At 30.5% G+C, this 18,533-nt stretch carries 19 protein-coding genes, 1 tRNA gene and 1 pseudogene; 10 read left to right on the plus strand and 11 right to left on the minus strand.

Annotation, left to right across the window (positions count from 1 at the left end; translation table 11 throughout):
- Nucleotides 1-1,370: 1,370 nt before the first annotated feature.
- From V5784_RS07145 to V5784_RS07155, 3 genes and pseudogenes are all read left to right on the plus strand, one after another.
- Nucleotides 1,371-1,850, plus strand: a complete 480-nt coding sequence (locus tag V5784_RS07145; protein ID WP_336888345.1) for an NAD(P)H-dependent oxidoreductase subunit E — start codon at nucleotides 1,371-1,373, stop codon at nucleotides 1,848-1,850.
- Between the two features lie 12 nt (nucleotides 1,851-1,862).
- Nucleotides 1,863-3,662: pseudogene (locus V5784_RS07150) on the plus strand (NADH-ubiquinone oxidoreductase-F iron-sulfur binding region domain-containing protein).
- A gap of 8 nt (nucleotides 3,663-3,670) precedes the next feature.
- The gene (locus V5784_RS07155; RefSeq protein WP_336888346.1) at nucleotides 3,671-5,437 is read left to right on the plus strand and encodes an NADH-dependent [FeFe] hydrogenase, group A6; all 1,767 of its coding nucleotides are present in this window, start codon (nucleotides 3,671-3,673) and stop codon (nucleotides 5,435-5,437) included.
- Between the two features lie 98 nt (nucleotides 5,438-5,535).
- Here V5784_RS07155 and V5784_RS07160 read toward each other — a convergent pair whose 3' ends face one another.
- The 4 genes from V5784_RS07160 to dnaN all read right to left on the minus strand — a co-directional run bounded on the left by V5784_RS07160 (nucleotide 5,536) and on the right by dnaN (nucleotide 8,933).
- A complete protein-coding gene (locus V5784_RS07160; protein ID WP_336888347.1) occupies nucleotides 5,536-5,841 on the minus strand; it encodes a type II toxin-antitoxin system HicB family antitoxin in 306 nt (101 codons plus the stop codon).
- A 344-nt stretch (nucleotides 5,842-6,185) separates the two neighbouring features.
- Nucleotides 6,186-7,649, minus strand: coding sequence for an aminoacyl-histidine dipeptidase (locus V5784_RS07165; protein WP_336888348.1), 1,464 nt, complete (start codon nucleotides 7,647-7,649; stop codon nucleotides 6,186-6,188).
- Nucleotides 7,650-7,686: 37 nt separating this feature from the next.
- Nucleotides 7,687-7,833 carry a hypothetical protein gene (locus V5784_RS07170; RefSeq protein WP_336888349.1) on the minus strand — a complete coding sequence of 49 codons (147 nt, stop codon included), beginning with the start codon at nucleotides 7,831-7,833 and terminating at the stop codon, nucleotides 7,687-7,689.
- Nucleotides 7,834-7,841: 8 nt separating this feature from the next.
- Nucleotides 7,842-8,933, minus strand: a complete 1,092-nt coding sequence (dnaN, locus tag V5784_RS07175) for a DNA polymerase III subunit beta (RefSeq protein ID WP_336888350.1) — start codon at nucleotides 8,931-8,933, stop codon at nucleotides 7,842-7,844.
- A 227-nt stretch (nucleotides 8,934-9,160) separates the two neighbouring features.
- Here dnaN and V5784_RS07180 point away from each other — a divergent pair.
- Nucleotides 9,161-9,246, plus strand: a tRNA-Leu gene (locus V5784_RS07180).
- Nucleotides 9,247-9,369: 123 nt separating this feature from the next.
- Here the strand turns inward: V5784_RS07180 and V5784_RS07185 are convergent.
- The 6 genes from V5784_RS07185 to V5784_RS07210 form a co-directional block, all read right to left on the minus strand.
- Nucleotides 9,370-10,782, minus strand: a complete 1,413-nt coding sequence (locus V5784_RS07185; RefSeq protein WP_336888351.1) for a recombinase family protein — start codon at nucleotides 10,780-10,782, stop codon at nucleotides 9,370-9,372.
- Between the two features lie 101 nt (nucleotides 10,783-10,883).
- Nucleotides 10,884-11,564: a hypothetical protein gene (locus V5784_RS07190; protein ID WP_336888352.1), complete on the minus strand. Its 681-nt coding sequence runs from the start codon at nucleotides 11,562-11,564 to the stop codon at nucleotides 10,884-10,886.
- Entirely contained in the window at nucleotides 11,565-12,278 is a 714-nt protein-coding gene (locus tag V5784_RS07195; RefSeq protein ID WP_336888353.1) for a ParA family protein, read from the minus strand.
- Entirely contained in the window at nucleotides 12,278-12,448 is a 171-nt protein-coding gene (locus V5784_RS07200; RefSeq protein ID WP_336888354.1) for a hypothetical protein, read from the minus strand. Before V5784_RS07200 ends, V5784_RS07195 begins: the two co-directional genes overlap by 1 nt.
- Nucleotides 12,449-12,458: 10 nt before the next feature.
- Nucleotides 12,459-12,635 carry a hypothetical protein gene (locus V5784_RS07205; protein ID WP_336888355.1) on the minus strand — a complete coding sequence of 59 codons (177 nt, stop codon included), beginning with the start codon at nucleotides 12,633-12,635 and terminating at the stop codon, nucleotides 12,459-12,461.
- Nucleotides 12,636-12,652: 17 nt separating this feature from the next.
- Nucleotides 12,653-13,108 carry a hypothetical protein gene (locus tag V5784_RS07210; RefSeq protein WP_336888356.1) on the minus strand — a complete coding sequence of 152 codons (456 nt, stop codon included), beginning with the start codon at nucleotides 13,106-13,108 and terminating at the stop codon, nucleotides 12,653-12,655.
- 189 nt (nucleotides 13,109-13,297) lie between these two features.
- Between V5784_RS07210 and V5784_RS07215 the strand changes: the two genes are divergently transcribed.
- The 5 genes from V5784_RS07215 to V5784_RS07235 all read left to right on the plus strand — a co-directional run bounded on the left by V5784_RS07215 (nucleotide 13,298) and on the right by V5784_RS07235 (nucleotide 16,806).
- Nucleotides 13,298-13,843, plus strand: a complete 546-nt coding sequence (locus V5784_RS07215; RefSeq protein WP_336888357.1) for a hypothetical protein — start codon at nucleotides 13,298-13,300, stop codon at nucleotides 13,841-13,843.
- A 453-nt stretch (nucleotides 13,844-14,296) separates the two neighbouring features.
- Nucleotides 14,297-14,962 carry an XRE family transcriptional regulator gene (locus V5784_RS07220; RefSeq protein WP_336888358.1) on the plus strand — a complete coding sequence of 222 codons (666 nt, stop codon included), beginning with the start codon at nucleotides 14,297-14,299 and terminating at the stop codon, nucleotides 14,960-14,962.
- Between the two features lie 536 nt (nucleotides 14,963-15,498).
- Nucleotides 15,499-15,924, plus strand: coding sequence for a hypothetical protein (locus tag V5784_RS07225; protein ID WP_336888359.1), 426 nt, complete (start codon nucleotides 15,499-15,501; stop codon nucleotides 15,922-15,924).
- A 52-nt stretch (nucleotides 15,925-15,976) separates the two neighbouring features.
- A complete protein-coding gene (locus tag V5784_RS07230) occupies nucleotides 15,977-16,342 on the plus strand; it encodes a hypothetical protein (RefSeq protein ID WP_336888360.1) in 366 nt (121 codons plus the stop codon).
- 242 nt (nucleotides 16,343-16,584) lie between these two features.
- Nucleotides 16,585-16,806: an HTH domain-containing protein gene (locus tag V5784_RS07235; protein WP_336888361.1), complete on the plus strand. Its 222-nt coding sequence runs from the start codon at nucleotides 16,585-16,587 to the stop codon at nucleotides 16,804-16,806.
- 226 nt (nucleotides 16,807-17,032) lie between these two features.
- Here the strand turns inward: V5784_RS07235 and V5784_RS07240 are convergent, their stop codons facing one another.
- A complete protein-coding gene (locus tag V5784_RS07240) occupies nucleotides 17,033-17,590 on the minus strand; it encodes a hypothetical protein (protein WP_336888362.1) in 558 nt (185 codons plus the stop codon).
- 210 nt (nucleotides 17,591-17,800) lie between these two features.
- On the opposite strand from V5784_RS07240, the gene V5784_RS07245 reads away from it, so the two are divergent.
- Nucleotides 17,801-18,533 (plus strand): helix-turn-helix domain-containing protein (locus V5784_RS07245; RefSeq protein WP_336888363.1); only part of this gene is annotated, 733 nt, incomplete at its 3' end.

An 18,533-nucleotide genomic window follows, 5' to 3' on the forward strand; every position in this document is an offset into this window, starting at 1 on the left:
AAACCTCCAAATTAATGTAATTGTAGTTTACACTAATTTGGAGGTTTACACAAAATATGAGACAGACCCATTAAATTATTTTACTGCAAATGAAGTTTTCCTTGAAAATATGTGGTGGTGTGCTTGACAAGACTCACCGCCAAAGATAATATACTCGCATCATTTAAAATGATTTTAAGTGATTATTCCCCTCTTAAATACATGCTTTTCTTTTGTTCACTTAATTTTATTTTTTTACATTTCTCTCATTTCCTCATTGCCTGTATTTAATCTATCTTTACAACATCTTTCTAGATTCAACTGAGACTTGAAGGTTTAAATTTTTTTAAAATTAATAATTGATTGAGATAACTTTAGACCTAATACATCATAACCTACCCTCTGCTTTATCAGAAAGATTATATTTGTACATTAAAAAAATATGGCATAAATAATCACTATAAATTAATAGTTTAATATGCATTCAAATTAATTTTTTATGTTTCTTCATTTTTTCGATTCTTTGTTTTTTAGAATGTTTGTTAATTGGAACATAGCTGTTCCGAAAGTAATTATTTTAGGGATAGATAAAATATTAAGGTCAAAATATCTCATTAATATATTTATATATATCCACAATAATTTTAAAATGGGTTGGAAGTTAAAGAGTGAATTGGAATCAATGTTTATAATATTGAAGCAGTAGACACCACCTAATATTTCCTTTTTTCAGATTCTAAAAGTTCCATCATGACTTCATCCAGAAGTTTCTCAGCTACTCAGGCTCAATTAAATCTTAATTTAAACATAATTCCTCTCCTTTAAAAATTTATTTACATAATTTATACCACTTTTTGCTCCATTTTCAATCAAAAAATTTAAAACCTTTCTCTGTGCTTTTCTTTTTCCTCAGTGTATCTCAGTGTTCCAGGCTTTTTCTCTTTGTCACGAATTATACGAAAAATATACGAGTATTAATATTTGTCATAGTAAAAGAAAAATATGAAATGTATCAAAACAAAAACCTTTACACTAAGCTCACAAAGAAAATGCTAGAAAGACCACTAAGAGATTCTTTTTTTTTTAGCCTGAATAAGGTCTTACTATCGCAATATTCTATGTTTATGATAGTAAACTAATATCTCAAGGTTCTTAGATTATGTAATAATCTCTAGAAATCTTGGTGATGCCCACATCGGGTGGAATCTGATTTTTATTTTTCTTGATGAAACATAGTTGCTGCACAAGAATAGAAAGTAGAAGTAAAAGTGACTGTATAAACCGATTTAAAAATAATTTTATTTGATTTTTAAAAATACTAAAGTATTATTAAAATATAGTGTTTTAATATTTGTGATGAAAGTTCTATTTTTAAACAAGGAGGAATTATAGTGAGATGTAATAACAGATTAAAAGATGAATATTTTACAAAATTAGATGAGTTTATTAATTCTTTAGAAGATGAAAAAGGAGAGCTAATCACAGTTTTGCACAAGGCACAAAATCTTTTTGGATATCTCCCCTTGGATGTGCAGACTCATGTAGGTGAAAAGATGAACATTCCCCTTTCAGAGATCTATGGTGTAATAACTTTTTACTCATTTTTTACTATGACACCTAAAGGTGAACACCCTATTTCAATTTGTATGGGGACTGCATGCTATGTAAATGGTTCTGAAAACATTTTAAATGAATTTAAAAGGGAGCTAGGGTTAAAAATTGGAGAAACGTCAAATGATGGAAAATTTTCGATCGATATACTCAGATGTGTAGGAGTGTGTGGAATGGCTCCCATAGTAAGTGTAGGAAAAAAAATCTATGGAAGGGTTAAGGCTGATGAAGTAGTCAATATACTAAAAGAATATAATTAGGGAGGAGACAAGGTGATTAATGGAATTGATGATTTAAATAAGATAGTAGAAGAAAAACACTTAGCTGATAAAGAAAACAAAACTATTATAAAAGTATCTATGTCCACCTGTGCTATAACTGCTGGAGCTGACACTATTTTTGAGTATTTCAAAGAGGAGATAGAGAGGGAAGGGAACGATTCTATAAAACTTATCTCTACAGGCTGCATGGGACTTTGCCATTCTGAGCCAACAATAGAGGTTACACTTCCAGGAGGAGATCCTAGTATTTTTGGAAATCTCAACCTTACAAAAGCTGAAAAAATATTAAAGGATGTCAAATATAATAAAACTCGTGAAACTGACGTATTTATAAGTAAGAAGATTAAAAAAATAGTTTTAAAAAATTGTGGATTTATAGACTCAGAAAATATACTTGAGGCCATAGGGATCATGGATATTTTGCTTTAAATAAAGTTCTTACTGAGATGACACCACAGGAAGTAATAGACGAAATAAAACTTTCTGGCCTTCGGGGAAGAGGAGGGGGAGGTTTTCCTACAGGTTTAAAATGGCAATTTGCAGCTAATAATGAAACGGATCAAAAATATGTAGTATGTAATGCTGATGAAGGTGATCCGGGAGCATTTATGGATAGATCCGTATTAGAGGGAGATCCCCATGTTGTTTTAGAAGCTATGGCAATTTGTGGATATACCATAGGAGCTGATCAGGGAGTTATTTATATTAGAGCTGAATATCCTCTAGCGATTAAAAGGCTTGAAAAAGCAATTATGGATGCAAATACCCATGGACTTTTGGGGAAAAAAATATTTGGAACTGACTTCAACTTTAAAATTCGTTTGAAATATGGAGCAGGGGCATTTGTTTGCGGCGAAGAAACCGCTCTACTTCATTCCATGGAAGGGAAAAGAGGAGAACCCACCTTAAAACCACCTTTTCCTGCTGAAGCTGGGTACTGGGGAAAACCTACAAATGTAAATAATGTAGAAACTTATGGAAATATCCCCTCTATGAATTAATAGGGGTGCCCTTTGGTTTAAAAATATTGGTACGGAAAAATCATCCGGTACTAAAGTTTTTGCATTGGCTGGAAAGATTAGAAATGTTGGACTTATAGAAGTTCCTATGGGAACTACCTTAGAAGAGGTTATTTTTGATATTGGTGGTGGGATTGTAGGAAACAAAGAATTTAAAGCTGTTCAAACTGGTGGACCTTCTGGAGGCTGTCTTACAGAAAAAGATCTGGATACACCTATAGATTTTGATAACTTAATAGCCAAAGGTTCTATGATGGGATCTGGTGGAATGATAGTGATGGATGAAGATGATTGTATGGTTTCAATAGCTAAATTTTACTTAGGTTTTACTGTGGAAGAATCTTGTGGGAAATGTACACCTTGTAGAATAGGTACTAAAAGGTTATATGAAATTTTAGAAAGAATTACAGATGGAAAAGGCAGTTTAAATGATCTTAAATTATTAAAGGATTTATCGAGGACAATAAAAAGAGCATCTTTATGTGGCTTGGGGAAAACTGCTCCGAATCCTGTCCTTTCTACACTTAGAAATTTTCATGATGAATATATAGCCCATGTAAAAGATAAAAAATGTCCAGCTACTGTATGTATAGACCTCATTCAATTTACGATTACAGATAAATGTATAGGCTGTACTGCTTGTGCAAAGGCATGTCCAACAGAAGCTATTATAGGAAGGGCAAAAGAGAAACATTTTGTTTATCAAGACAGATGTATTAAATGTGGTGCATGTTACAATGCTTGTAAATTCAATGCAATTGAGAAGAGATAGGAGGGAAGATGGAAACTGTAAAGATAAAAATTAATGGTATAGAAATAGAAGCACCTAAACAAGTTACAATTTTAAATGCTGCCAAGAGTGCAGGAATACATATTCCCTCTCTTTGTCACTTAAAAATAGGTGAGATGGATTATATTAATGACTGTGCTACATGTAGAGTTTGTGTTGTGGAGGTAAATGGGCAAGAAAATCTTTACCCATCATGTGAAACTAAGGTATCTGAAGGTATGGAAATAGTTACAAATTCTATGGAACTCATTGAAATAAGAAAATCAATTTTAGAATTACTACTATCTAATCATCCAAAAAACTGTTTGACATGCTCAAAATCAGGAGAATGTGAATTACAAAAATTAGCCAATGAATTCAGGATAAAAGACATCAGATTTGAAGGGGAGGAATCAACTTATAGAATAGATAATTCAGCTGCAATAATAAGAGATATCGATAAGTGTATTATGTGTAGAAGGTGTGAAACCATGTGTAATAAGGTTCAAACTTGTTATGTATTATCTGCTGTTAACAGGGGGTTTGAAGCAGTTATTGCTCCTACTTTTGAACAGGATATAGAGGACACTAGTTGTACTTTTTGTGGTCAATGTGTAGCGGTATGTCCTGTTGGAGCTCTCCATGAGAGAGACTATACTTGGGAGGCAGTGGAGGCTTTGGCTGATCCTACTAAAATAACAGTGGCACAGATCGCCCCAGCTGTGAGGGTAGCTCTTGGGGAAGAATTTGGTTTTGAACCAGGAACAGATGTAAGTGGGAAAATGGTAAACGTCTTAAAGAAAATGGGGTTTGACCATGTATTTGATACTAATTTTGGTGCAGACCTGACTATTATGGAAGAGGCAACAGAATTAAAAAATAGAATAGAAAGATATCTAGCTGGGGATAAAGATGTAAAACTTCCACTGCTCACATCATGCTGCCCAGCATGGGTGAAATTTATAGAACATAACTATCCTGAGATGCTCGATATTCCATCTACTGCTAAATCTCCTCAGCAGATGTTCAGTAGTGTGATAAAAGAAATATGGGCTAAGGATCTGGGGCTAAGAAGAGAGGATGTATTTGTTATCTCTATAATGCCATGCCTTGCTAAAAAATATGAGGCCTCTAGAGTTGAATTTTCAAAGAATGGAAATAGGGATACCGATCTATCTATTTCAACGAGGGAATTAGCTAATTTAATAAAGCAGAGTGGTTTTAATTTTGAAGTGTTGGAGGACCTGCCTTTTGATAATCCTTTTGGAGTTTCGAATGGAGCTGCCGATATATTTGGTAGAACAGGGGGAGTAATAGAAGCTGCTACGAGAACTGCCTATGAATGGATTCCAGGAATTAGTTTAGAGGATGTTGACTTTACGCAGTTGAGGGGATTAGAAGGGGTAAGAATAGCAGAAGTTCCCGAACTAACAATAGATGGATCTCCTCTAAGAATTGGCATAGCTCATGGACTGGAATCAGCTAGGGAATTATTAGATAAAATTAAGAGTGGAGAGGAGGTTCTACACGCTATAGAAATTATGGCATGCAAAGGAGGATGTGTTGGAGGGGGAGGTCAGCCTTACCACCATGGTGATTGTGAAATTATAAAAAAAAGACTTGAGGGGATTCAAGCTATAGACAATAATAAAAAACTAAGAAAATCCCATGAAAATCCTTATATTAAAGAACTCTATGAAAAACATCTAGGAGAACCCATGAGTCAGAAAGCACACGAACTTTTGCATACGAAATATTTCCCTAGAAAGAAAAACTAAATAATTTCTGAAAGTTTATAAATTAAAAATCCTCTAGAATAAACTAGGGGATTTTTAATTCGTAGATCAATGCAAATTTTAATATCGCAGAAAACTTTTCACACCACCGTTTTGTGCATTTCATCTCTGATTAGCCTCATATTGACTATAATCATCTCTATAGCTTGATTTTTTTTAAGTTTTATATCACTTTTTTTAGGAGGTGTAGGAATAGTTTCTCCGTGTTTTCCCATCTTATAGAGGTATGATTCTAAGCAGTTTTTGGCTTTATAATGGGCTTCTTTTGGTGTAGTTCCAAAAGTGAAAACACCATCTAAATTAAAAAATTCTACTGAAATATCATCATCATCATCATAGTCATTAGCATATGAAAAAATCGCTGGATAAATATAAATATTTTTCATCTTAATCATCTCCTTCAATACAGTAATTTAAGATCCTTTGGGGTGTAAATCTTTTATATTCACAAGATACCGTCCATTTTTTTCAATTATATTAATTAATTTATTGGATTTACAACCTCATATCTACACTCATAATCGCCTCTTTTACTAAACTATACGTGTAAAAAGTTTTTATCCTCTAATTTATTTTATTTTTAATTCCCAAAAAATAAAATTTTATTTTTCTCTTTATGTCTTTTTTTTCTCAATCTCTAATACGATTCACTTTTATAATTTCCTGGATAATAAATATAAGGGGTTGTCCAGTGGACAACCCCTTATATTTTACACAATCTATTTATTTTTTATAAGTAATCTTTAGATGCCTTTAACAGTTCTAGGAAATAACTCCATACGTTCCCAACTGAAGATATAGACAATTTCTCCTCAGGAGTATGAACATCAAACATATTTGGTCCAAAGGAAATTATGTCACAATCAGGTAATTTTTCACCTAATAATCCACACTCTAAACCTGCATGGATAGCTTTGATTCCAGCTTTTTTCCCAGTTGATTTTTCATGAACTTCCAGTGCCATATCTTGTAATTTTGAGTTAGGATTAAATTTCCAAGCAGGATAAGTAGCACCTTGCTCAAATTTAGCCCCTGTAACCACTGCAAGAGTCTGAACTTCCTTAGTTAACAAAGCTTTCGCGGCATCTACAGAACTCCTAATAGCTGATTGTAACACAACACCAGCATCTTCTGTAGTAAGAACTCCTAAGTTAAGTGAAGTTTCTACCAGTCCTTCGATATCTAAACTCATTCTTTGAACACCATTTGGGTATATGAATAAAGTATTGATAACTCTGTTAGTCGTATCCGTATCCATCACTTTAGAAGTTTCTAATCCTTTTACCTCTGTCATAGTGATCTTAACACCTGCATCTGAAATTCTTAACTCTTCTACTATATCTTTAGTTACATTAGCTAAAATTTCATTTAAAGTTTCTACATCTTTTTTTGCTACTGAGAACAATACATCTCCCTCACGAGGAATAGCATTAGTTTTTGACCCACCATTAATCTCTATTAAATTAATAGTTAATTTATCTGAGATAGTCTTTAATATTCTTCCCATGATCTTGTTTGAGTTTCCTCTTTGTAATTGGATCTCCATCCCTGAATGTCCACCAAATAATCCTCTAACACTGATATTATAGAATGAATCTAATGTAGCATCAGTGTATGTTACAGGAATTGTGAAAGTCGTTCTATTACCACCTGAACAACTAACGTAGATCTCTCCCTCTTCCTCTGTGTCTATGTTGAATAAATATTTACCTTTCAATAAATTCCCGTCTAAGGCAATAGCTCCAGACATACCTGTTTCTTCGTCAGAAGTAATTAATACTTCTAATTTTGGATGGGGAATATCATTTGAATCCAAGACAGCTAATGCAAATGCAACAGCTATACCATTGTCGGCACCTAGAGTAGTTCTCTTAGCTTTTATAAAATCTCCATCAATTAAAAGCTTTAAACCCTCGTTTTCAAAATCAAATTCAGTATCAATATTTTTTTCCCAGACCATATCCATGTGTCCTTGGATAATTATAGCCGGTATTCCTTCATATCCCGGAGTAGCATCTTTTTTAATAATTACATTAAGAGCATCATCTTGGATAGTTTCTAAGCCTCTAGATTCACCAAATTTTACTAAATATGCACTTATTTGTTCTTCATGCTTTGACCCTCTAGGAATAGCACTTATCTCCTCGAAAAAATTGAATACCTTTTCAGGCTTTAAACCAGATAAAACATCCATAATTGTCTCCCTCCATATATTAAATTAATCTTGTCGCCTATAAGTTATCAATTAACTCCTCCAGTTCCTCTTTGTCCTCAATATTTAGATCATATCCTGATTCTAAAATCTTTAAAACGTTGGACTCACAGCCTGTCATGGAATTTTTTAGTATTTTAATTAACATTCTTTTATAAAATTCCATATCTCCTCCTAATCTCTAAGGGCTAACGGCATCAATATATAAGTGTAGCTATCGTTATCCATCTCTTTCAAGATAAACATCGAACTGGCATTGGTAGCTTTGATTATTATATTTTTTTCTATATTATTTAAAAAATCTTCTATAAATTTTACATTTAATGAAGCTTTGAAGTTATCCCCCTCTTTAATCGTATCTAGCTTTTGCATAGTTTTAGCACTTCCAGAAGATACAGATATCTTCAGTTTATTCCCATGAAAATCAAAATATGCACCATTTTTGGTCTCTAGATTTCTTTTGGCAATAGTGAAAACTTTTTTTAGTGCTGATTTAATTTCTTTTAAATTCATCTCAATGGTCTTAGTAGAGTTCATACTATCTAAGATAGCATTGTAATCAGGAAATGCCAAATCTACCAATCTAATTGAAAAAACTAATTTTTCAGATTTTACTCTCAATTGACTTCCGTCAATAAAAAAGCTTAAAGTTTCCTTGCTTCCTCTAAAAAGTTTACTCAAAATAGTAGCCCCTTCTAATGGTATGGATATTTCTTTATTCAACATAGTTTCACTCTCTAGAACATAGTGAGTAAGTCTATATGAATCTGTAGTAATTAAATAAATTTTATTGTCCTCTAATTTCATCCTGATAGTATTAGTAGCTAAATTTTCAGGTGTCATAGAAGCCGAAAAAGATACCTTATCAAAAGCTTCTACCAAAGTGCTTGCCTCAATATTTAAAAGTAGATCTCCTCCCAATATATTTAGTTTTGGATATTCCTCGCTATCTAGGGTTGAGAATTCAGCATTGTGGATAAATAGTTTATTTTTAGTGGCACTGACCTCTATCTCATCTTGGTTTAATAATTTTATATATTCTAAAACCAATCCGATTTTAAAGACAACTATTCCTTCTTCTTTAATTTCACCATTTAAATATGATTTTATAGTAGTTTCTAGTGTTGTTCCGGTAAATCGAATTCCATTGTCTTTTACTTCTAATTTAGCCCCTGATATTGCAGGTCTTATAGAATTATCCTTAATCACTAAAGATAAGTTACTTAGGTTGTGTATCAATTCATGTCTGTTGATTATGATTTTCATTTCTACCTCCAAAAATCCTTTATGAAAATTATACTATATCCACCATATAATAACAAGTGCAGAGAAAATACTTATTTTCCAGGATGTAGAATAATAAATTACTAAGAAAATATCTTATTTTTACCCTAGGAAAGCCTCTTATTTACAGAGTTTTATCTTTTTTCTTCAATTGTTAAAAAAAAGACTTGCTTTTCATTGGAACTTCTAGTATAATAATTTTTGTAGATGCCTGAGTGATGGAATGGTAGACATAGGGGACTCAAAATCCCCCGGGCGTATGCCCTTAAGGGTTCAAATCCCTTCTCAGGTACCACATAACCCCATAATTTTAATTGTAGGGCTTGTTATACAAAGGGTTCAAGCATTTACATTTTTTTAAAAAATAATTAGTATCTATATAGAAAACTCCTAATGTCATATATGACATTAGGAGTTTTTATTTTAAATTGAATATAATATTGTATTCTAACCTTCTAATATCAATGATCTCTATCTCTTGAATTAACACTCTAAATAGTTCTTTTAACTGATTAACCTCATAATCTTCATAATTTTCTAGAACCTCCTTTAACAACTCATAGTTTCCACGATCCTCATTATCATTTTCTTTTGATTTTATTTTTTCCAAGATTTCAAGTTCTTTACCTATAGTTTCTAAATCATTTAGATTTTCTTTTCTACTTTCAATATATTCTGATTCTGCAATCAATTCTTTTTTCAGCATATTAACCAGATTATTATTTTCTTTAACCAATATTTTTTTTCTATTCTCAAATATTTCTATTTGCCTTTCAACGGTTTCCATATAATTATCTATTTGATTTACTTCTTTCAGCTTATCCACTTCCGTTATGTTGTTCAATACTTTTTCTTCTATCTTTCCGGCATTGATTCTTTTACCACAAGTGTCACACATATAGTAGTAGTACACCTTTCCTCTTTGAGCTTTATTATCTACTTTATTTCCATACATTTTATGACCACAAGTACATTTTACCAATCCACCAAATAATGCTGTAGAGCCATTTTTATTCTCATAATCGATAGACCTGCTATTTTTCAATATCTTCTGAACCGCACTAAAAATTTCAATAGTTATAATTCCTTTATGGGTTCCTTCTGTTAATATATAGTCATCACTAATTTTTCGAATTCCTGTAACTATATTTTTCTTTTTTACTCCAAACCTATACTTCCCTATATAAAATGGGTTGGTCAATATCCATCTTAAACTATCTAAATGCCTATTAAATAATTTGGCAGTTTTTCTCAAACTTCTATTCTCTATAAATGTATCAAAATAAGCTTTTACTATCTCGGCTTGTTTTTTATCAATCTTTATATTTTTATGTTTCCTATCGCCATCCCACTTATAACCTATTGGGAGCTGTCCCCCCATCCATTCCCCCTTAGAGGCCTTTTCATATGCACTTGACTTTACCCTGGCTGAGATTTGCTCTCTTTCATATTGAGCAAGTCCAGCCTGGATAGTGAAAAATAATCTTCCTGTACTTGTAGTGGTATTTAGATCTGGTTGTGAGATTGAAATAAATTTTATATCTTTTTCAATTAAATTAAAAACAAAATTCATCATTGTATGAGTTTTTCTAGAGATCCTAGATGATTCATAGACCAGGACTATATCAAATTTCTTCTTCTTTATATCCTTTAATAAAGTTTTAAATCCTATTCTTTCATCGTTGGTACCACTATCGACATCTTCATAAATTTTATATAATTCATAATCGTGAAGATCACAATAAGATTCTATTTTTTTTATTTGTGTTTTTAAAGAGTTCTTTTCCTCCTGTAGAACTGTAGAAACCCTTACATATGCTCCTACCTTCATGCTTTAACCCTTTTATTTATTTTTTTAAGTAATTTAACGACAGTACTTAAATTTTCTTTTGATTCGACCTCTGTTATTTTTTCATTGAATTTAATCATAGTCTATACCTCCTCCACTAGTTTTAAATTATTCTTATGTTCCCACTCTTTTTCCTTATCTTTGACAGCTTGTCTCATATCTTTTAAATAGATCGCCAAGGCATCTAAATCTGCTTTTAGAAAATTTAATTCATTCCCATCTTCTACTTTGGTGATCCTTGTTTTCATCTTCTCTAATTTTTTATAGTTTACATAGCTTACAGTTTTATTTTTAAATTCAATTACTATCTGATCCTTTATAGGAGCTAATAATTCTTTTATAGTTTCAGCTTTTTTAATTCCTCCATGAATGATCCTTTCCCTGGCATCTGCTGTAACATCTTTGTGAGTTAAAAATTTAACCGATTGATTGGAGAGTGATGCAATGAAATCTTTTTTATCTTTGAACTCCTGGAATAAGATAAACCTTTTATTGAACTCTGAAATATTATCTTTTGTCAGCCCATTGGCTTCATACCATTTCATAAAATCACCAGACTTTTTAAATTTTAAAGAGATCTGATTGAGAGTTATACATATATAATGTAAAGATTCAGATATTCCCATAAACTTTTTTCTTAATTTTTGCTCATTATTTTTTATGAACTCAATATCTTCTTTTTCAATTTCGCAACTTCCGAAATCAAATTCCGAAACATATATTTCTTTTTTTATTGCTTCCTGAAGTTCTCCAAAGACGTCCACCTACATCACCGCCTTTACAATTTTTGCAAAGATCTGTTTTATCTCATTATATTGTTTACTCTTAGTTTCCATAATTGTTTTTGATTTTTCTGTAAGCTGCATAATTTTTGTAGTTTGAAAAATTGGATCGGTAATAATAGCTCCTATTCCCTCCATACTCTCTTTTAATTTATTCAGATGTTCTTGTTCCATCTTACTTCTACCAACTCGATTAGGGACAATTAGAGCTACTTTATCTACCCCTACTTCTTTGATAAGGTTTATCATACCCTTAGTAGTTACATTATCAAGAAAAGTAGGAATAACTACTTTATCACTAACGTCCAGAAAGATATTATCTAATTTTAATACTGGTGATCCATCTATTAGGATATAGTCATATTGGTTTTTAAAATTTTTTATTACATCTAGGAATCTAGGTTCAAAAGTTCTTTTTATTCCAGTACTTGTAAGAGGCACATAGAATAAGCCCTCTCTTAATCTGATTAGGTCTGAACCACCGCCATCAATATACCCTTGAAGTCCATCACTATAACCTGATTTAGTCCCTGCCATCTGCATTATATTATTTTGTGAATCAGATGTAAGTATTAATACTTTATTTTTACCATCACTTGTTTTTGATAATGTAGAGAGGATATGGGCAGTCCAGAAACATAGTAATGACTTCCCGACTCCTCCTTTATTGTTTTTAAATAAAATTACTTTAGCCATTAGACAATCACCTTATGCCCTGTTATTCCTCTTTTTCTCTTAATCTCTGATTTGATTTGCTTGGTCTGTCTATTGGTTAATATATATTCACTTTTTAAAATGAAATTTAGATCAGCTAAACTCATGGCTATAATCTCTTGATGATTTGGTCTTAATTTTTGTTTTTTCATTTATTTCCTCCTAATAACTCCATTCCACTTCTTCGTTGAGTAAAAAAGCATCTATTGCCTCACTTTCTATTTCATCTATTGTAGTAACCGTTTTACCTCTAAAAGTTAATGTTTTTAGTTGTGGAATAATATTTCTATAAAAAGTGTCCCAATTTTTTATTTTTCCTTTTATTTTAATGTCTGCCATATCCCTCCCTATTCTGCCTACATAAATCGTTTTACAATATTCTCTTCCATCATCTTTTTTTCAATCCCTGAGTTTTCATCTCTCAGCTTTTCTCTACACTTGGTTGCATATTCTATTAACCAAGTTCTGAGTTCATCATCTAATTTTTCATACTCAACTTCCAGGGCTCTTATCTGTTTTATTTTTTTAGAATAGGTCTTATTAAAACTATTTACTTTTTTATCTAACTCTTCTAAAGCCTCTTTGATCTCTGTAAGATTATCTAACTTTAAAATTATTTTCCTTGTTTTAGAGAATGATTTTTGCATATCTTCATTCCATTTATCTAAATTAAAGCTTTTAATTCGTCTATTATCATCTAATTGATCAATAATTTCACCATGTCTTAGATGTTCTGAAAAGGTTTCTACTCTTACCTGCATATTCATACTTCTTTCTAGTTCTTGTGATAAAGCTGTTTCTACTCTAGCCATATTTAACCTCCTAGTTGTTATATTTAATCTATGCCATTGATACAGGAATCTTGTTTACCCATTAGTTTCATAGTATAATTGAGATAACTGATGCAATATTTAAAATCTCAATGATGCAGTCCAAGAACCCAGCCGACCAAAGCACGATTTCTTGGACCACATTATTTAAATTTTAAGGGGGAGTTACACATGGAACTAAAATTAAAAACGCCAAAAGTATTGTCAGAATCAGATTTTGAATTTATGAAAAGTATAAATAACAATCGTCATATTTTTTTAAAAGTTTCTAATGAGTCAAAACAATATACTCCATTAGAGTGTTTTGATAATGTCCAGCAAAAAATAAAACAAGATGGCGGATCTCCATTATTCGGATGGTGCATCTGGAAGAATGAAGTTTTTATCGAAGCCGAATTTCATTGCGTTTGGCAATCACGAAATAAGAAACAAATTATAGACATTACTCCTCAAACGGATGGAGGAAGTCGAATAGTTTTTCTTCCTGAGTATGAAATTGAATATAATGGTCATCTTATAAATAATATTAGGAGACCTCTTATTGATAATCCAATGGTTTTAGAATATATCGATCATTTTGATAACCTTTATAATTTTAGGTCTGAGTTATATAATAAATATAATGGTCAAGTTAAACCAAGTAATGAAGAAATAAAAACATTTAGAGAGTTAACTTCAAAAGTAAATTCATTAGCTAAGGAACTCGAGAATTTATAATCTAAATTTTTATACTCTTTATATTTTTTATAAATCGTATTCGATGCGTGATTATATGGTAATTCTATTTTTACTATAGAGTGAATAATTTCAGATTTTCCCATTGCGTTTTTCAATGCTTGCTCACCTCATTTAATAATTTTTAGAGTAGATTTATTTCTACTCTTTTTTTGTCTAACATAATTTAAGCTTTCTTTTTTTTCTCCAATTTCGTAACTTACGAAATTTTATAGTTTCCTTTTCTCCCCCCTTTTTATTAAATAAATTTTCTTTTTAAAACATTATATTACAGTTACAACTTATTAGTTGTTACAATACTACACCTAAAAGGTTGTAAAGTCAACCAAAAAGTTGTTATATGAATTTCTTAAAAGTATAATATAAATAAAGCTACAGTGCGTTTGGCAATCACGAAATAAGAAACAAATTATAGACATTAATTTAGGAGGACAAATGAATGAAATAGGTTCAATTATAAAAAAATGGCGGTATAAAAATAACTTAACAGGTGCTCAATTAGCACAAAAAATAGAAGTTAGCCAACAATTTTTAAATGGAATTGAAAATGGTAAAAAGAAATTATCAAAAAAAGTTTTTGAGAAAATAGTATTAGTTGTAGATGTTGAAACAAAAAATGAGTTAGAATACGCATTCTACGTAAATGAACTTCCTAGTAATTTAAAAAGAAAGTTAGAAGGTAAAATAAAAATAGGGAATATCGACCTGAATAATCCAATCACTGAATTTAAGCAGATCCCTATCTATGATTCTATTTCGGCAGGTTTCGGGAGTCGCAAAAGTGGTATCATTGGGCATATGCCTCTCCCACAGACAAATGGATTTAGAGGTGATGTAATAGCAATTAGAGTAGATGGTGATTCTATGCAGCCTGATATTAAAGACGGGGATACAGTCCTTATAAAAAAAGGTGTAATGCCTGAAAATGGAGAAGTAGGAGCATTTATCTTAAATGATGAAGGGTTATTAAAAAGATATAAAAAGACAGATCGCGGAGACATAATATTATCCAGCGACAACAAAGACTATGATCCTATCATAATAAATGAATACGATGAATTTTATATCGTAGGAAAAAAAGTAGGAGTTTTTAATCATTAGATAAAGGAGTTAAAAATAATGGTGCGGAAAATAAAAGGCAAAAAAATTAGCAGGAAGGCGTTGAAATTAAGAAAAAAATCGAAGGGCTAAGAAAAAAAAGTTCTGTAAGGGAGTGTTTATGGGGAAATATAGATGAATGTAAAGGGAAAATTGTCCAAGCTCATTCTATTCAAAATAACAGATTTTTAAATAAAATTTCTAAAAAAGGTGATATTTCAACTTTTAGTGTAGATACAGAAAGTGGAGATTTTATATTTAGAAAACAAGGGAAAAAAACTTTTAGTACTTTTAGAGGGTTTTGCCAAAAACATGATAAAGAACTTTTTCAGCCAATTGAAGATGCAGAATATAAATCGACTGAAGAGCAAAAATTTTTATTTGCATTTAGAGCTTTAGCAAAAGACTATCATACAAAAAAAGAAACTGAAAGTCTTCATAATAATCTAACTAAAGAATTTCCGTTTAGTCCAGAATTACTAATAGAAAGGATAAAAAATAGAAAAAGTTTAAAAAATCATAAAGAAACTTTTGAAAAAATGAGTGCCAAAATAAAAGATGAAAATTATAACGACTTAAAAACTAAAGAAATAGTCTTAGACAAAGAATATCCAGTTGTAACTAATTCAGCATTTATTCCATACCTGAATTCTAAAAATAAAGATATATTTAATGAAAATAATTATGATAAGATCCAAGCAAGAACTATAAAACCTATCATATTTCTTAATGTTTTTCCACAGGATGGGAAAACATATATTCTTATAAGTTATTTTAAATCTTATGAAGCTCTTTTTTCAGTATTTTTAGAAGATTTTAGTGAAAATGTAGAAACAAGTATATCAATGATGATAATAAGAAACTGTGAAAATGTAGGTTTTAACCCTGACTATATTGAAAATAATTTTACAGAAAAAGAAATAAAAAATATTTTAGAAAATACAAGTTTTAAAAGAATACTATGAGCACTCAGATATAGATATACATTATGATGAAAAAGCACAACTCTTTATAAATATGATTATCATAGTAAGAAAATTTAGAAACAAAATAGCTCATAACCAAAAGTTTGTAGGTGAATTAATTGAAAAAGCTCAAATTAATAGAAAAGATGCTATTAGTCACTTAAAATATAATCTATACAAACCAGAGGACCTCCAAGAACAATTTGGCTTTGACAGAAAAGATGTATATTCTATGATTGTATCATTAATTAATTTATTAGGAGATGACTTTTCCGCGCCCCAACTTATTAGAGAATTATTATCTATTTTTGAAGGCGGACATCAAAAAGAAAGTATTAAATTATATTTTGAACATAATGGATTTCCAATAGACGTTCTTGATAGATTAGAAATTTTGATTCCTAATGAACAAGCCTAGTGATTTCAATCATTCTTGAACCCATCTATTTTGAGGGGGTTCAAATTGAACACCTTCACTTTGAGGGTATCCACTTTGAATACCTTCAAACTAAGGGGGGTAATAATAGTAAACATATTTAAAGAAAAAACATATTTAATAAAAAAAGTAGTAGTAATAGAGAAATTTACTACTGCTTTTTTATTTAGAAATTTAATTTGACTTATCAACCAAATGGTTGTAAACTCATGGAGAGGTGAAAAATGAGAAATGAATTGGAATTTAAGAAAATTGGATTTGAATTAGAAAATATAAAAAAAATTAAAAAAATAACAAATGAAGAAATAGCTAAAAAACTAGGCATTACAGAACAAGCAGTACAAAAAGTAATAGGGAAATTAAAAAAAGGGAAAAATTGTAGCTTGGATACTATAATTAATATTTTTAATATCCTAGAAGAAGATTTTTTAAAATATAAGTTTTGAATTTTTTTTTAACTTATTTTACTGCTAAATAGTTGTTTTATTATTTGAAACTCGGGGTTCTCAAGAGGTCAGATCCTTGACCTCGGCTTTGAAATAATAAATTAAAGGAGGGATTGTATTGGAAAAAAACTTAATTATTATCCTTTCAACACTTGTAGTAATAGATTTGGTAATAATAATATTACTTTCAAAAATGATAGACACTAAAGACCGTATTATACTGGTTTTAAGAAAGAAAGTTTTCATGAAAAGCATAAAAATAAGAGAACAGAGTAACAAGAAAAGCTATGATATTATTGAGGGATCTTAAGTTGTCTGTAATATCATATCCAAGTGATTCAATAATTAATTTCAATGTCATATTTAACCCTAATAATGGGTATAGCGGAAATATTAAAAACTCTTTGAAGAGCTTAGTACGTTTTTTCTTAATTATAGCAATTCCATCACCAATATGAATAACAACATTTTCGATTTGATCTGAGATAACGCTATTAAATCCATGTTTGTAATTTACTAAAATAGATTCGTATTGCGACATAATCTTGCCGTGCATATTCATATAATCGGTGCCACATAATTCAAAATACCTTAATTTAGAAACTCTTAAAAAATTAAAAATTTTTTTAAGAGTGTAAAGAGCTACTTCATCTTGAAGATGTCTATCAAAATCATCCAAATGAAATTCTAACCTCTTTAAGAACCTTTTATCAGAACATGTGACTAAAAAACCGCAGATAATTTTAATAAGACCTAAAACAAAAAGAATTAACAATATTTTCATTACTACACCACCTTGGAGGAATTTATGAGATATCTATATATGTTTTTAGGATATACAACTTTTGTAAAATTAGTTTTTATATACATACACTATATCTACAATAAGAGTGAAGACCACAATGCTATAAAAATAATACAACTTTAATATCAATTATACCATAAAAATAAATTACTGGAGAACCTCGAGACTTCTCCATAAAAGGAGAAAACTATGTTTACAGTAGAGCAATTTAAAGGGACAGTATACGAAAATGGATTCGGGATGATTCCTAAAAAAATTATGTGTGATAAAGACCTTAGCAGTAATGCCAAACTTTTATATGCATTTTTAACATCACATAGCTTCAATGGGAGTAAAGCTACTCCTAAAAAAACTACAATAAACCATCTTTTAGGATGGGGAGAGTCCAGGACCGATAAAGCATTAAAAGAATTAAAACTAAGGGGTCTTATCCAGGTCGATAAATATTTAATCCCTGCCGATGAAAGAACTAACCCTAAGCAAAGATATAGAAATCATTATGTATTAACTAACTCTTTAGCAGATGTAATACAAATAAGCCTTAAAGAAACTAGAAAAGAAGAAGACAAGCAAAAAGAGCCCAAAGTTGAAATAGTGAAAAAAGATAAGAAAAATAAACAAAAGAAAGTAGATAATACTGACTTAGTAGAATTAGATCTAGATGACACTGCATTTGATAAAGAGTTAAAAGAAACCCTTGAATTATCAAATATTAAAAATCTAAATCAGAATACAATAAAAAATATAAAAAAATATTCTGATGGATCTTTGGAAGAAGTTCAGAAAGTAATAAAATTTATGAAATTAAAAGATAAATTGATGAACCCTGCTATCCTTATCGCTATCCTAAAAGATAAAGATCACTTAATACCAGAGGTAGTAGAACCTAAAAAGTTAACTAGAAAAGACAAGGTAAAAGTTA

It is taken from the genome of Psychrilyobacter sp. (genome assembly GCF_037132775.1).
GTDB lineage: Bacteria > Fusobacteriota > Fusobacteriia > Fusobacteriales > Fusobacteriaceae > Psychrilyobacter.